At 43.3% G+C, this 14,353-nt stretch carries 12 protein-coding genes and 2 pseudogenes; 9 read left to right on the top strand and 5 right to left on the bottom strand.

Features of this window, described 5'->3' with window-relative positions; all coding sequences use genetic code 11:
* A pseudogene (locus tag RH88_RS10330) lies at window positions 1-249 on the bottom strand (EAL domain-containing protein); the annotation flags it as partial.
* Window positions 250-716: 467 nt separating this feature from the next.
* A complete protein-coding gene (locus RH88_RS10325) occupies window positions 717-1,352 on the bottom strand; it encodes a hypothetical protein (protein ID WP_005595610.1) in 636 nt (211 codons plus the stop codon).
* A 104-nt stretch (window positions 1,353-1,456) separates the two neighbouring features.
* On the opposite strand from RH88_RS10325, the gene RH88_RS10320 reads away from it, so the two are divergent.
* The 3 genes from RH88_RS10320 to RH88_RS10310 all read left to right on the top strand — a co-directional run bounded on the left by RH88_RS10320 (window position 1,457) and on the right by RH88_RS10310 (window position 2,953).
* Window positions 1,457-1,708 carry a DUF2164 domain-containing protein gene (locus RH88_RS10320; protein WP_005595608.1) on the top strand — a complete coding sequence of 84 codons (252 nt, stop codon included), beginning with the start codon at window positions 1,457-1,459 and terminating at the stop codon, window positions 1,706-1,708.
* Window positions 1,709-1,847: 139 nt separating this feature from the next.
* The gene (locus tag RH88_RS10315) at window positions 1,848-2,387 is read left to right on the top strand and encodes a cytochrome b (protein ID WP_005595607.1); all 540 of its coding nucleotides are present in this window, start codon (window positions 1,848-1,850) and stop codon (window positions 2,385-2,387) included.
* Window positions 2,384-2,953, top strand: coding sequence for a YceI family protein (locus tag RH88_RS10310; RefSeq protein ID WP_005595605.1), 570 nt, complete (start codon window positions 2,384-2,386; stop codon window positions 2,951-2,953). Before RH88_RS10315 ends, RH88_RS10310 begins: the two co-directional genes overlap by 4 nt.
* Window positions 2,954-3,043: 90 nt before the next feature.
* Here the strand turns inward: RH88_RS10310 and focA are convergent, their stop codons facing one another.
* On the bottom strand, window positions 3,044-4,489 hold the full coding sequence (gene focA / locus RH88_RS10305; RefSeq protein ID WP_005595603.1) for a formate transporter FocA: 1,446 nt from the start codon (window positions 4,487-4,489) through the stop codon (window positions 3,044-3,046).
* 240 nt (window positions 4,490-4,729) lie between these two features.
* Between focA and RH88_RS10300 the strand changes: the two genes are divergently transcribed.
* Window positions 4,730-5,635: a LysR substrate-binding domain-containing protein gene (locus tag RH88_RS10300; protein WP_005595601.1), complete on the top strand. Its 906-nt coding sequence runs from the start codon at window positions 4,730-4,732 to the stop codon at window positions 5,633-5,635.
* A 224-nt stretch (window positions 5,636-5,859) separates the two neighbouring features.
* Complete coding sequence (locus tag RH88_RS10295; protein WP_005595599.1) at window positions 5,860-6,348, top strand: DUF1097 domain-containing protein; 489 nt, start codon at window positions 5,860-5,862, stop codon at window positions 6,346-6,348.
* A 106-nt stretch (window positions 6,349-6,454) separates the two neighbouring features.
* Here the strand turns inward: RH88_RS10295 and RH88_RS10290 are convergent, their stop codons facing one another.
* Window positions 6,455-8,086 carry an ATP-dependent endonuclease gene (locus RH88_RS10290; RefSeq protein WP_005595597.1) on the bottom strand — a complete coding sequence of 544 codons (1,632 nt, stop codon included), beginning with the start codon at window positions 8,084-8,086 and terminating at the stop codon, window positions 6,455-6,457.
* A gap of 155 nt (window positions 8,087-8,241) precedes the next feature.
* Here RH88_RS10290 and RH88_RS10285 point away from each other — a divergent pair, with 155 nt between their 5' ends.
* The 4 genes and pseudogenes from RH88_RS10285 to RH88_RS10265 all read left to right on the top strand — a co-directional run bounded on the left by RH88_RS10285 (window position 8,242) and on the right by RH88_RS10265 (window position 13,619).
* Complete coding sequence (locus RH88_RS10285; RefSeq protein WP_040757924.1) at window positions 8,242-9,972, top strand: bifunctional metallophosphatase/5'-nucleotidase; 1,731 nt, start codon at window positions 8,242-8,244, stop codon at window positions 9,970-9,972.
* 450 nt (window positions 9,973-10,422) lie between these two features.
* A pseudogene (locus RH88_RS10275) lies at window positions 10,423-11,368 on the top strand (TerC/Alx family metal homeostasis membrane protein).
* A gap of 301 nt (window positions 11,369-11,669) precedes the next feature.
* Entirely contained in the window at window positions 11,670-11,861 is a 192-nt protein-coding gene (locus tag RH88_RS10270) for a hypothetical protein (protein WP_005595592.1), read from the top strand.
* Between the two features lie 207 nt (window positions 11,862-12,068).
* On the top strand, window positions 12,069-13,619 hold the full coding sequence (locus tag RH88_RS10265) for a methyl-accepting chemotaxis protein (protein WP_005595591.1): 1,551 nt from the start codon (window positions 12,069-12,071) through the stop codon (window positions 13,617-13,619).
* A gap of 82 nt (window positions 13,620-13,701) precedes the next feature.
* Here the strand turns inward: RH88_RS10265 and RH88_RS10260 are convergent, their stop codons facing one another.
* The gene (locus RH88_RS10260; RefSeq protein ID WP_005595589.1) at window positions 13,702-14,247 is read right to left on the bottom strand and encodes a PhnA domain-containing protein; all 546 of its coding nucleotides are present in this window, start codon (window positions 14,245-14,247) and stop codon (window positions 13,702-13,704) included.
* Window positions 14,248-14,353: the final 106 nt, after the last annotated feature.

Here is a 14,353-nt window from a genome sequence, read left to right as displayed (position 1 = left end):
AAGTCGTTCGACATTGATCTTATCTTCTAAACTGATTTCATTAGAGTGGAAAAAGAGGTCAGGTCTTACGTTTTTCTGCTGCTGATCCTCAATGCGCACAAGGGCTTCGACGCCAATTGGATGATTTTTATGATCAAAGATAGGCTGATAAACGCTACGAAGATTTAGCCCTTTATAGGCGGCGACAAATTGTCTTTCTTCATTGAAAGAGACGCATTCGTGAAACTGATGTTGACTAGACAGAATCATTTTACGTTTAAGCCTTTAGTATCAAGTTATTCCGTATGCAATAGTGCAAGCTCATGTGACATGATATTGACGCCGACATAATTTTGTCAACGAATAAAGTATTGTAACTAGCGTTTGCCCGCGACTAATGTCCACAAATTTGATGTTGGTTCTAAACTTATGTATCAATTAGACATTTCGCTAATGTCATTAAATAGTTTATATGACATAGGTCGTTTAATCAGAAATAGGTCAAACGCCTCTCACTAGACGGTTTTTCGTCTCATGAACCTTAGACTCAAGAATTGATTTTACATCCTTGATAACTTTACTTGAAAACGCGGCGGCTTATGGCAGTTTTTGCGGGGCTTACCGCGCAGAGACAAAAAGGTAAAGTGATCACCGTTACTGTATTAACCAATAGGGCGCTGAACGACTTAGGAACTCTGCTTGGAAAGGGTATTGTTGTGTACTGGGAAATGGGTGAATTAACTGAGCTGTATTACCGCATAAAGTTGCACGTACTTGCGTACCAACTGTTTATCGGTCGCACGTTTCAGAGGATGGGTAAATTTAATGTAATACGGACTGATGCTAAAACACTCCTCTAAGGTCAAAGAGAGTTGCGAATCACTGGTATAAAGACTAACACCTTGGGATTTGTAATCATCAACGTCGTCAGGAATATGGCCTGTCCACCAATGGATAAGCTCGCGGCTCTGCTTACTTCGTGTGATCCAGTGATCCGTTAGCAATAGCAATAAATCATTAGGTTGTATTGCGTAATCGTATTCGCTCTGCCAGTGGTGAATAGTTTTGAATAACTTACGTCGGCATGAGTTGCCAGCGCTGACTAAGTGTGAAGTCAAAATCCATACGGTTCCGGCATCGGAAGAGACGCGAAAGTGGCTAGGCTGTTCTGTTGATGGATAGCATTCTAGTGTTGCGTAGTTGCAATGGTGACCAAATTCAGTAAGGGTTCGTGCTAGGCGGCGTGAAAAGGCCAGTCCGAGATGATGTTCACTCATGCCACGGTTATGAATAGTGGGATAATGCTGTTCACATAGCGTCATACAGTCCGCTTGAAACTCATTAACGCTTTGAATGAGCACATCCAGTAACACAGTTATTCTCCCTGATAGACCTCAAATTTAGATAGTAAGGTTAACATGCAGGCGAAGCTTTTCGTTACACTAAATGGCTTTAAACGCCAGAATAAGAAGGGTTTATGTCTAAGATTGAATTTACATCACAACAAAAACAGAAGATGGCGATGCTTATCCAAGACTATCTTGCCGATGAGTTGGATATTGAAATAGGTCAGTTTGATGCGGAGTTTTTTGCGGATCATATTACCCAAAAGCTGGGACCGGTCTTCTATAACAAAGGATTGGCGGATGCACAGAGTATTATGCACAACAAGATGCTTGATATCGCAGATGAAATTTATCAAATCGAGCAAGTGGATGAGATGAATTAATTTCTATCTTGATAACTTATAGAGATATTCAAAATATTTGAATGACTTCATCAATAGGCGTAGATGTTCTGTATACATAAGTTGGGTAATACTGAGCTCACAATATGATGAGTTTGAATTTAGCGAAGTAGGGACACAAATGAAAACCGAGGTAAAAAATTACAATCCAATCGCGAGATTAATACACTGGCTTTCAGCCATCGCTATTATTGGTTTGTTCGCAGCCGGTTTGTGGATGGTTGATCTTTCTTACTACAGTGAGTGGTATCGCACCGCACCACATTGGCACAAATCGATCGGTATTCTACTCGCAGGCTTAACCCTAATTCGTTTGGTTTGGAAAAGTGTTACCGTGTCACCTAGTGTCCAAGGCAATACGTTAGAAAAATGGGCTGCGAGAATAGCGCATGGGCTGATGTATATTGTGCTTTTGATTCTTTTTACATCTGGTTATCTCATCTCTACAGCGGATGGTCGTGCTATCGATATTTTCGATTGGTTTGCCATTCCCGGCGCTGGTGCTTTATTTGAAGGGCAGGCAGATATTGCCGGAGAGATTCACTTTTATGCCGCATGGACGTTGATCATACTGGCCGGCCTCCATGCCATGGCAGCACTCAAGCATCACTTTATCGACAAAGACAACACGCTACGCAAAATGATAGGAGCTTCAAAATGAACAAGACGTTACTTGCTACAGGACTAGCGATGGCAATGGTTATGCCGTTGAGTGCCAGCGCAGCGGATTATGTGATTGATACCAAGGGCGCGCATGCGTCGATTAACTTTAAAGTAAGTCATTTAGGTTACAGCTATATCCAAGGCCGATTTAATACTTTTGACGGGAATTTTTCTTATGATCCCGATGACATTTCAGCATCATCCATTACGGTCAATGTGGATACCAAAAGCCTAGATTCTAACCATGCTGAGCGTGACAAACATATTCGTAGTGCCGATTTTATTGATGCGAGTAAATACTCAACGGCAACATTTAATAGTACGCAGGTTGTCGATAAAGGCGATGGTACGTTTGAGCTGCTGGGCGACCTTAATCTGCACGGCGTCACCAAGCCTATCGTGATTCAAGCGCAGGTGATTGGTCAAGGTCAGGATCCTTGGGGTGGGGAACGTGTCGGATTCTTTGGCACCACCCGTCTAGAGCTTGCTGATTACAAAATTCCAGTCATGGGAGCGTCAAGTTACGTGGATATGGAACTGCATGTGGAAGGCATCAAGCAGTAGAACACTTCTATAAATACCGTTTTATCGATAATAATATAAAAGCGCCTCGATGATGAGGCGCTTGTGTATATTGGACAACTAACGATGTCGTTAAGCCGTTTGTTTGTGCTCTTCAACCACTTCAGTTGGTTTACCAAACACATCACGCATTGCGTTTAGCACTTCTAAGCGGCTCACAACACCAACCATATGACCGTTTTCTAATACTGGTAATACATGTGGTTTGCTCACTTTCATGCTCTTAGCGCGCTCTTCAACCGATAGAGTGCTAAAGCGAGTTGCGATACCCATGCTTGTGGTTGGGTAAAGTTGCTCTTTATCGATGCAAAGGAATTCCGCTACATCTACCAGTTTGTCATTTACATCGATTGCCACTACATCACGAGCCATTAGATCCACCACCTTTTGACCTTGAGTTGGGATGTAGTTTTGGCACCATAATTCAACCATCACGTCATGAGCAGAGAAGAAACCAACAAGACGACCTTCGATATCAGTTACTGGCGCACTTACTTCGTGATGTGCTAGTAGGTGATCAATAGCCATTGGCGTGGTCATCTCAGCGCTTAGAGTGATTGGTTGCGTGTTCATGATATCTTTGATGATGATGTTGTTTTTCATAGTGCTTTCCTTAACTGACGTAATATTTGTGGTGGTGGTAATGGTTGCGATGTTGGCTGCTTTTAACTGTGGACGGCGGTAGATACACCAGTTCGCCAATCCAACAAGTACGGCACCACCAACAATGTTGCCAAGGGTTACAGGGATTAAGTTGGCAGTAACAAACTGCATGACATTTAAGTCGGCATATTGTGCTGCTGTTGTTCCAGTCATTTGCCAGAAACTCTCTGGCGCAAAGTTTTGAATCACAATACCAAGTGGCACCATAAACATGTTTGCTACACAGTGCTCAAAACCACTAGAGACAAACATGGCTACAGGCATGATGGTCATCGCCGCTTTGGTCATTGCATTGGCACTACTAAACGTTAGCCAAATTGCAAGACACACAAGAAGGTTACAAAGAATGCCTAGGGCAAAGGCTTGAACCATAGTGTGGTGCAGCTTGTGTTGCGCGATGTTTAGTGCATTCAACCCCCACTGACCGCCATCCATTTGATATAAGCCAGCAGCAGAAACGATAACAAGCAGTAGCATTGCGCCAATAAAGTTACCGAAGTAGACTTTTCCCCAAGTTGAAATCATCTTGCCAAAGGTGATTTGTTTATTTGCCCAAGAAATGCTTGAAAGCACTGAACTGGTAAACAATTCGCCACCGCAGATAACAATCAGAATCAAGCCCATACTGAATGCAAGCCCGCCGGCAAATCGGCTAAGTCCCCATCCAGCATCTGCACTACCGGTTGTAACAGTGATATAAAAGAGAAACGCTAAACCGATGAATGCCCCAGCCATTACCGCTAGGCTTAAAGTCATACCGCTACTTTTTTTTGCTTTACTTAACGCAAATTTCTCAGCCTCAGCCATCATCTCCATGGGAGAGAAGTATTGATTGTTGGCTTGACTAGATGACATAACCGCTCCTAATCGTATGTTTCATAAATAACCTCCTTATGTGGAAAACAAAGGGCTTTCGCCTCGTTGCCAATTCAGATTAGGGGGTTTGACGGCACAGGTAAAATTGATAATGTTGAGTAACTTCATCAAATAATTTGATATGTTTTTAGAAGGCGTTAAAATGAGCGTATGTGCCTATCTGTGCACATGGCAAAAAGGAAAAATCAAACACTTAACGTAATAACGAAAAGGAGAGTTATGCGTTATTCACTAAAGCAACTCGCGGTATTTGATGCAGTCGCCGATACCGGTAGTGTGAGTATGGCAGCAGATAAATTGGCGTTGACACAGTCAGCCACCAGTATGTCGCTTGCCCAGCTTGAGAAAATGTTAGGAAGACCCTTGTTTGAAAGACAAGGAAAGCAAATGGCATTAACCCACTGGGGGACATGGTTAAGGCCGAAAGCAAAGCGTTTGTTACAAGATGCACAGCAGATATCAATGGGGTTCATTGAGCAGCATTTACTTAGCGGAGAGCTGCGCATTGGTGCAAGTCAAACCCCCGCAGAGCACTTAGTTCCAGACCTTATCAGTAACATTGATAATGACTTTCCAGAAATGCGTATGTCTTTGAAAGTGCGCAGTACCGATAGTATTTTGGAAGGTTTACTTGATTACAAATACGACATTGGGATCATTGAAGGCCGCTGTGATGACAACCGTTTACACCAAGAAGTTTGGTGTCGAGATCATTTAACAGTCGTGGCGGCTGCGCATCATCCTTTTGCTAAGTCAGATCGTGTTAGTTTAGCCCAATTAGAGCAAGCAAAATGGGTATTGCGTGAACACGGTTCTGGTACTCGCATGATTTTTGATAGCTCTATTCATCATTTGATTGAAGATCTTGATGTATGGCGCGAATACGAACACGTACCCGTGTTGCGTAGCATGGTTGCGAATGGACAGTACTTAACTTGTTTGCCTTATTTAGATGTTGAACAGCACATTGCTGCGGGTAAATTAGTCGCCCTTAATGTGCCCGAATTAAGCATGGAAAGAACGCTCTCGTTTGTTTGGCGAGCAGATATGGTTGAAAACCCGCTCGTTGAATGCTTAAAACGTGAGGGTTCGCGAATGATGAAAGGTAAGCCTTCCGTCTTTTAACTTGCCTATTAAACCCAATCTAAGCACAACAATGTGACTTTAAAGCCCAAGCAGGCTCACCTCTTGGGCTTTTTTAATGCACGGATTCTGTTGAAGTAACGATTGCGTCACTCTTTTGTGTAACGCATTGCTATTTGTTGCCTCGATGCGTGATCGAGATCGATTAATTGTGCGAGCGAACTAAGTAGTATGCTTCACTTGTTACAAAGATGAAGAGTTTTATTATGAGTACATTGGTTGCCATCTCAATAACGACCGCAATTCTTTCGGGGGTTTGGGGCTGGGTTGCAGTGAGTTTTGGCCTACTCGCATGGGCAGGATTTTTGGGCTGCACAAGTTTTTTTGCTGCACCTCAAGAAGGTGTAAAAGGATTATTGATAAGCCTTATCACTAATTTAACCGGTGTATTCTGGGCGATGGTGATCATCGCAGGTTCTCAATATGTGTCATTAGAAATTGCCGGTTATATGCTGACGGGACTGATTACGTTATTTATGTGCCTGCAAGCGAAACAATCGTGGTTGGCCTATATTCCGGGTACGTTTATCGGATCATGTGCAACCTTTGCTGCCAATGGGGATTGGCAACTAGTAATACCGTCATTGTTGCTTGGCGGCCTGTTTGGTTACACCATGAAATGGAGTGGGATGTGGTTACAAGCTAAATCACAACCTGGTAAGGCTAATGCAACGCTCACTAGTCGGGCGAATTGATAAACCCCTTCAGCATAATTGAATCACAATCGTTTTCGATGTTTAAACAAGCCATGCCTATCGACGATTGAAGGGCATGGCTTTTTACTACCGACTAAACGTTATATTAAGTATTGCCGTTGGCCATGGTGACAACACGTTTTAGCGTCCAACGAATCAAAAGCGGTATTCCCTCTATGCCTTTTTCTTCGCAATGAGAAACAATGGCTAATGCTAAATCGGGTTTTGCAAATTTCTTCAAGACACGATGAACCACTTTTTTAGCCGGGATAGGGTGATCGGCTGGGATCTTTACCATCTCGCGGAAAAAAGGTTCAAAGCCGTGGTTATAGAGAAAATGCTCGATATCGAGATCGGGTAATTCAGTTAAACGATGACGCTCTTGATCATGATCCAATCGAGTTCGCACAGTATGCGCATATTTTTTACCCGCCGCATCCCCATCGGTGACGACATGCCAATCTATTCCAAATGCTTTCGCGACCTTAATGAGCGACTTTAGACCGGATTGGGCAAATTCGATGATCTGCACACCTTCTGCTGCAAGGTTATAACCACACTGATTGGCAAACTCATTAAATAACCAAACTTCCGTTTCGCCTTCCACCAGCAGCCAACAACGAGCAAACAACGCGCCAGAACGATGAAAACGAATATGGAAACCAACCTTACGCAATTCATCACGAGACAAGCTCTGTAAACCAAGACTGGTACAAACGGTTTTATCGGATTGACGCACCAAACGGCGGATGCTGTGGATCGGTACTCTCGCTAAAAGATCACCGCTATTTGTGGTCAATATTTTTTGCATCGGCAGTAACTGCAGTAAGCTCCAAGCGCGAGCGAGGTGTGTCGGGTGTAAACGTCCTTCAGGATCTTCAATGATCAATAACGGACGAGCACAACGACGTAGCTTATTGGGGCCTTTCGCTTGCAGGTACGCATTGAGTAGCCCCATAAATAATAAACGAGTCTGCTTGTTACTGGTTTGCTCGACGATTTCTGAAATAGACAGCGAATTTGGCTGACCGGTATAGAAAATTCCATCTCGTTGTTTGCGTAAACTATTACGAGCGTTCGACTTAAATGAGAAATAGTGATCAACCAGCATACTCATTGAATTGAGACTGCTGCGCATCTCGCCTTTGTTCACGTGTCCTGGAATGGCCATTAAGCGGCGACAGGTATTATCAATCCGCTTTTCTACTCGTTCGTTGAGTGTACCATTGGCTTGAATGGGGCGATTAAACCTTCGGGAGTCCTTCAAACGGATCACGGGGTGAAGAGACATCAGCTCTTGTGCTAATTTAACCGCGTGATGTAACGGTAACGGGTTGCCCTCAAAATCGAGAAAATCGTACTGAGTTTCAATGTCATAGTTGTCACGACTAGCACTGAGTCGATAGTAGATACGGTGAGTATCGTTTTCATCAGTGGTCCAGATCGGCTTAATTTTACGGTAACGCCCTGAGCGCATTTCGCTCTTATCGTTCGATACTAGGCTCAAGACAATCTGTAAATCTTGTGTTTGAGGATGAGAAACAGAGTAATCCACATGGAAATCGGACATTTCAAACTGGTAAGGGACACCATCAGGCGGCAGGGCAACTGAAAGCGCGTCAAGCAACGACGATTTACCCCAAGTGTTTTCACCGATCAAAGTCGTCAGCTGTTCAAACGAGAGGGATAGGCGTTTGATGCCACGAAAACCCGCAATTTCAATCCGTTCTAATTGCATACAGTGACCTCATCATTATCAATTATCTTAATTTAAGCATAAAAGAAAAAACTAATATAAGCATGAGGTTAGCTCACATAAGCGAATTATTCGTAAAAAGTAATGAATCTGTCATAAAGAATGAGTTAGCATGACGGTGAAAAGTGAGAAGAATTATGATGAAGAAAAATAATAGAACGACCAGAATTAGAGTCGCGCACATAAACGACACACATTCCTATTTTGAACCGACGTCTTTACAGCTTGCGCTGACCGTAGAACAACAATCATTCGCCCCATTTGTGAGTGCTGGTGGCATCGCCCGCATAAAAACCCGCGCTGAACAACTTAAGCAACAAGCCGAGCAAAACCAACGAGGCTTTATCTTCCTCCATGCCGGAGACTGCTTTCAAGGCACTTTGTACTTCTCTTTATTTAAAGGAGAAGCAAACGCGGTGATGCTCAATCAACTGGGTCTTGATGGCATGGCGGTAGGGAATCATGAACTCGATATGGGTAACCTGCCTGTTGCCGAATTTGCCGAGCGCATTGATTTTCCTCTTCTTGCTGGCAATTGGGATCTTTCCAATGAGCGCCAAGATAAACCTAAAACCTTACGTTTTAACCCAACGGTATACTCCTACAAACCACTCACTCGGTCGGCACAATGGCTAATCAAACATGTCGGTGACGAGTCGGTTGCGATATTTTCATTAGCATTAGATAAAATGGCGGAGATTTCTAATCCTGATATTGACACGCCATTTGTCAGCAGTATCGAAACCGCCAGAAATACCGTGGCAGAGATCCATAAAGCGGGTATCAACAAAATCATTTTACTGAGTCATATGGGTTATGAGGCTGATCTTGAACTTGCCAATCATGTTGATGGCATTTCGTTAATTGTCGGTGGACACAGTCATGTGTTACAGGGTGACTTTAGCGAGTTAGGTTTGGCGAAAAGTGATGATTATGGCGTAAAGGTCAATCAAACCTATGTGGTGCAAGCAGGCTTTCATGCTCTGTCTCTCGGCCATTGTGACATTGATTTTGACAGTGAAGGTAATGTGATTGCCTTTAACGGTAAAAATGAACTGCTGCTAGGTAGACGTTTGTTTGTCGACACCTCGATGAGTCAGTCTTGGCAGGATGAAAAATACCAACCAATCCGAGATTTTGTTCATGCGCATCAAAACGTGGCTGTCTGTAAGAAAGATAAAGGCATCCAGCGGTTATTAGAAGAGCGCTATCAAGCCCGGGTTCGTGAGCAACAAAAAACCATCTTAGCGCGTACAGAAAAAAATCTACGTCATATAAGAATTCCTGATGAACGTGGCGGCAGCGAAATCGCGCCATTAGTCGCAGAGTCATTTGTTCATGCTATGCGTCAACAGGGAAGCCAGGTGGATTTTGCCATTCACAATGCGGGCGGAGTGCGTAATTCCATTGCCGTAGGAAATATCTCTGTTGCCGATATCGCCGGAAAGGTGTTGCCGTTTCTGGTGCCTATTGGCAGTTATGAAATTGAAGGACGCTATATTGCTCAAACATTGGAAGGGGCAATAAACAATGCATTAAATAATGGCGTGGAAGGAACAGGCTCAGGTTCGTACCCTTATACGGCCAATTTACGCTATCACTATGATGCTAATGCGCCCAAAGGCGAACGAATCCATCATCTAGACATTCACACTAATACCGATGGGTGGCAGCCTGTTGAACCTAATAAAACCTACGTTGGTTCATCTTCTGCCTATACCATGAAGGGAAAAGAAGGCTATGAAGCGATTCTCAATATGAAAGGCGAAGGGCATATCACCCACCTATCAATGGCAGATTGTTTCATTCGCTACTTAAAAGATAATCCAGAAGTACTACACGGCGATCAAATGCTTACTGCTAATTAATGACTAAATTTTAAACACTTGGCATACACTTTGCTTTTTATTCCTTGATTCATTTTATCCGAATTAATGAATAGGAGTCGTTATGTGGAGTAAAGACTGGGTCGATGTTGCGGTTGTCATCAGCTGGATTTCTGTATGGGCTGCAATGGTGTATTTAATTCCCGGTGGGGGAATGTAAAAGAAAGGAGCATTTTTTTGCTCCTTTTTGATTTTCTAGTAGACGTAAATTGATTTGAGGCATACAATCCGCGGCGTTTGGGGAGTAGTCGCCTCTGGTTTACTTATCGTCATCTCGTTAGGCAATGCCTTTCCGGTAAGTATAAGCGTTATGCGCTTCGACGAGACCAACGTATTCAAATCCTTATGCCTTTAACGAGGTATGAGGTTGTTTGTTTGCGGTAGGGATCGTTAGCATAAACGCACCGATCCCTCCGTTATTTGGAGGATAAAATGACCCCGTCAACCTACCTAGGCCTTGGTCTACTAACACTTGCTCTAGTGGCACTCGATATTTGGCAAACACGTGGTGGTAACATCACAATTAAAAAAGCCGCTGTTTGGAGTGTGTTCTGGTTTGTACTGGCGTTTCTTTTCGCAGGCTCTATCTATTTTTTCTGGGATTTCTATGCGCCAGGAAGCAGCTATACAGCAGAAAAAAGCGACCGTTTCATTTCTAACCGGCTATTTGCTGGAAAAATCACTCAGTGTCGATAACCTGTTTGTCTTCGCGATCATCTTTACCCAATATTCAGTACCAGAGCATTTACGCCCACGCGCGCTGCTTTGGGGGGTGATTGGTGCGCTGGTACTGCGTGCAATCATGATTGCGGTTGGTGCTCAGCTACTCGCTCAATACCACTGGATTCTTTACATCTTTGCTGCATTCCTAATTTGGACTGGTATCCAATTGGCACGCGATAAAGGTGAAGAGGAAGAAGTAAACCCACTGCCTGAGAAGATCATTCGTAAATTTGCGACGGTAACCGATGGCTACCGTGAAAATGCATTAACCGTAGTTGAGAATGGCAAACGTTGCGTGACACCAATGATGATTGTTATCGGTGTGATTGCCTTTATGGATGTGATGTTCGCTCTAGACTCTATCCCTGCAATCTTTGCTGTCACTCGTGAGCCATTCTTGGTATTGGCAGCCAACGTATTTGCCTTGCTTGGTTTACGCTCTTTGTACTTTGTACTGCAAGGAATGATGGATAAGTTTATTTATCTAAAACCAGCACTGTCTTTCATCATGGTCTTCATTGGTATTAAAATGCTTCTAGTGGGTACGGCTTGGGCAATCCCTACCGCGGTATCACTATTGGTTCTGTTGTTCACCATGACAATTGCTGTGGTAGCTTCGATTGTTAAACAACGCAGCTTGGCACAACAAGCATAATAATTTGCGTTATTTCAACTAATTGAAATGCGAGTTACGCCTCACTAAAAGATACTAATCATGTAAAGTAATTGTTATCCGTTAGTGGGGCGTTTTTTATTGTTTGAATAATTAAACAGCGATAGTGACTAAGTAATTATCAATAGCAAAGCGAAGTGAATAACGGTCAATGGCGAATGTTAGCAAGTTGTTTTATTAGATTATCTAATTTGAAAATCGAAATTTTGTCATTTTAACTGGCGATAAAATCAACGTTAAAATAATCACAAGCTGAGTTATCCGATTTCAAGAAGAGGCACATATGGCACAAGTTTTAGACGCTACAACCATAATCAACACCCCTTCTAAGGACAGAAAAACCTACTCGGTTACCATCAAAGGATTGTTTGTTCACCTGCTAGATATTCTGTTTACCGATCGTAATGAACCTCGAGCATACTATGCGAGTGACTTATCGAACCATATGCAGAAAGATGTCGGTTTATATCGATAGAGAGCAAATTTGAAGACGCCAGTAATGTTACTGGCGTTTTTTTTGCTCAATAAACATCAATTTTAACAGTGAGTTAAAACTATTTGCCTTAGTTGGCTTCGTGCATTCGATTTGCTATACAGAATATTGCTCTATTCTTACTACTGACTAATAAGTGCGTAATTGCATAAATATAATTTACGTCAGTGACTAGGTAAGGATCAATCTATGAGCGAAATGGAATACGACTACCCAAACAACTACAATCTCATCTCTATTACCGACCCTTCAAGCTATATCAAATACGCCAGTGCCCATTTTAGTGAAGTTGCCGGATTCGAAGATGGCGAATTAGTGGGTAAACCGCATAATATTGTTCGTCATCGAGACATGCCTAAAGCTGCGTTTAAAGATTTGTGGGGCCATTTGCAATCGGGGAAACATTGGATGGGGATGGTTAAGAACCAACGTAAAGGTGGCGGGTATTACTGGGTTGATGCCTTCGCATCGCCCATTAAGTTCAATGGCGAAATTGTTGAATACCAATCCGTTCGCTTTAAGCCAGAACGTATCTATGTGGATCGCGCAGAAAAAATCTATAGCAAACTTCGTAACGGCGGCACTTCACTGATCCTGAAATTGCCACGCACTCGATTATGGATGCGTTCAACGATCTGCATTGCCGCCGCCACAGGCGTAGGTCATCTACTACTGAATTATGGTCAAAGTCCGATGGTCGCAATCGGCGCGATTGCGACGTTATCTGCATTATCAAGTTATATATTGACTCGTCCGTTAGAAAAGCTCGCACAGCAAGCACGACAAGATTTCAATAATCCACTGATGGAATATATTTATTTTGGCCGCGTGAACGATCTATCCGAAATTGCGTTAGGGATGAAAATGCGTAAGCAATACGCGGATGCACTATTAGGACGCGTCGGTATCTCAGTAATGGATTCGTGTAAGGAAACCAAAGCGAACGCAGACTCTGCCGCGAGCAATAGCGAACGCGTCACTCAGAATTTAAGTGAGCAGAAAGTCGAAATCGATGTTGTCGCGACCTCAGTCAATGAGATGCAGGCGGCGTCTGCTGAAATTTCGCAAAATGCTCAAGCGACTGCGGATGCCACTTTAACGGCGCAAAACACCATGACCAATAGTCGTGGTGTTATCGACAACGTCAACCATTCGGTACTTGAGCTTGTTAACGAACTTAAACAGATCTCACAAACGGTCACCGATCTCAATCATCAAACTGAGCAGATTGGCTCAGTAGTTGAAGTGATCAACGATATTGCAGAACAAACCAATCTATTAGCATTGAATGCGGCAATCGAAGCGGCGCGAGCAGGCGAGCAGGGACGTGGCTTTGCCGTCGTAGCGGATGAAGTTCGCACCTTAGCGCAAAGAACGCAAGAATCGACGACTGAGATAAAGTCTGCGATAGAAAGTATTCAAAGTGGTAGTAATACTGCGGTGAATGCGCTGCATAAAGGTAATGAGAAATCTGCCAGTACTGTTGAACTGTTAGCGGATGCACAGCAGAGCATTCAGTTATTAGAAGAGTTGGTGCAAGATGTTGTCGACCGCAATCAACAGATTGCCGTTGCGATTGAAGAGCAAGTGCATGTTTCAGATGAGATCAATGAGAATATTCAATCGATCAATTTGAAGTATGCAGATTCTTATGAACTGATGACACTCACCAATGAGATGAACAGCAAAGTGCAAGACAGCACGAGTGAATTAGCGGATGTGATCAAAAAGATTGCCTAGCGGCAGGAAACAGAAATAGCAGCTAAAAATAAAGCACCGTTAAGGTGCTTTATTTTTTAATCTTAGCGATTATTTTTTACGGTCAGTATTCAGCAATAACATACATAGATTGGCCGCCGTTCACCTTACCAGAGATAAGTTTAGGATCGTCAGTCAATGCGATACCACGGATAACCGTGCCTTGCTTGATTACTTGTGTGCTGCCTTTGATTGGAAGGTCTTTGATGACAGTTACGTCGTCACCTTTTTTAAGCTCTGCGCCGTTTACATCGAAAGGTTTGTCGTCAGCAGACATACCTTGCATAGCCCAGTTCTTAGTTTCTTCTTCCATGTACATCATGTCTAGCGCGTCTTGTGCCCAGCTTTCTGAGTTAAGACGAGTTAGTTGACGCCATGCAGTCACTTGCACAGGAACCACTTGGCTCCACATGCTGTCACTTAGACAACGCCAGTGGTTAATGTCTTTAGGATCTTCAATTTCACCCAGACATTTGTCACATACCATGATGCCGTAATCTACTGTTACGTGACCGTGCGGTGGTACCGCGTACGCAGTCAATGGTGCGTCTGCACCACATAGTTCACACTTAGATTCGCAACGTTGTAGCATTGTAGCTTCAATAGACATAATGGACTCACATATAGTCGGGATTAATAACGGGGCTTATTATCCACTTTATCCGACTAATTGGAAGGGGCATTCGGTAACGCAAAGGTTTAACCGACGTAAAATG

The organism is Vibrio scophthalmi LMG 19158, assembly GCF_000222585.1.
Taxonomy (GTDB): Bacteria; Pseudomonadota; Gammaproteobacteria; order Enterobacterales; family Vibrionaceae; genus Vibrio; species Vibrio scophthalmi.
This window is presented reverse-complemented; position numbering and strand designations above follow the sequence as displayed.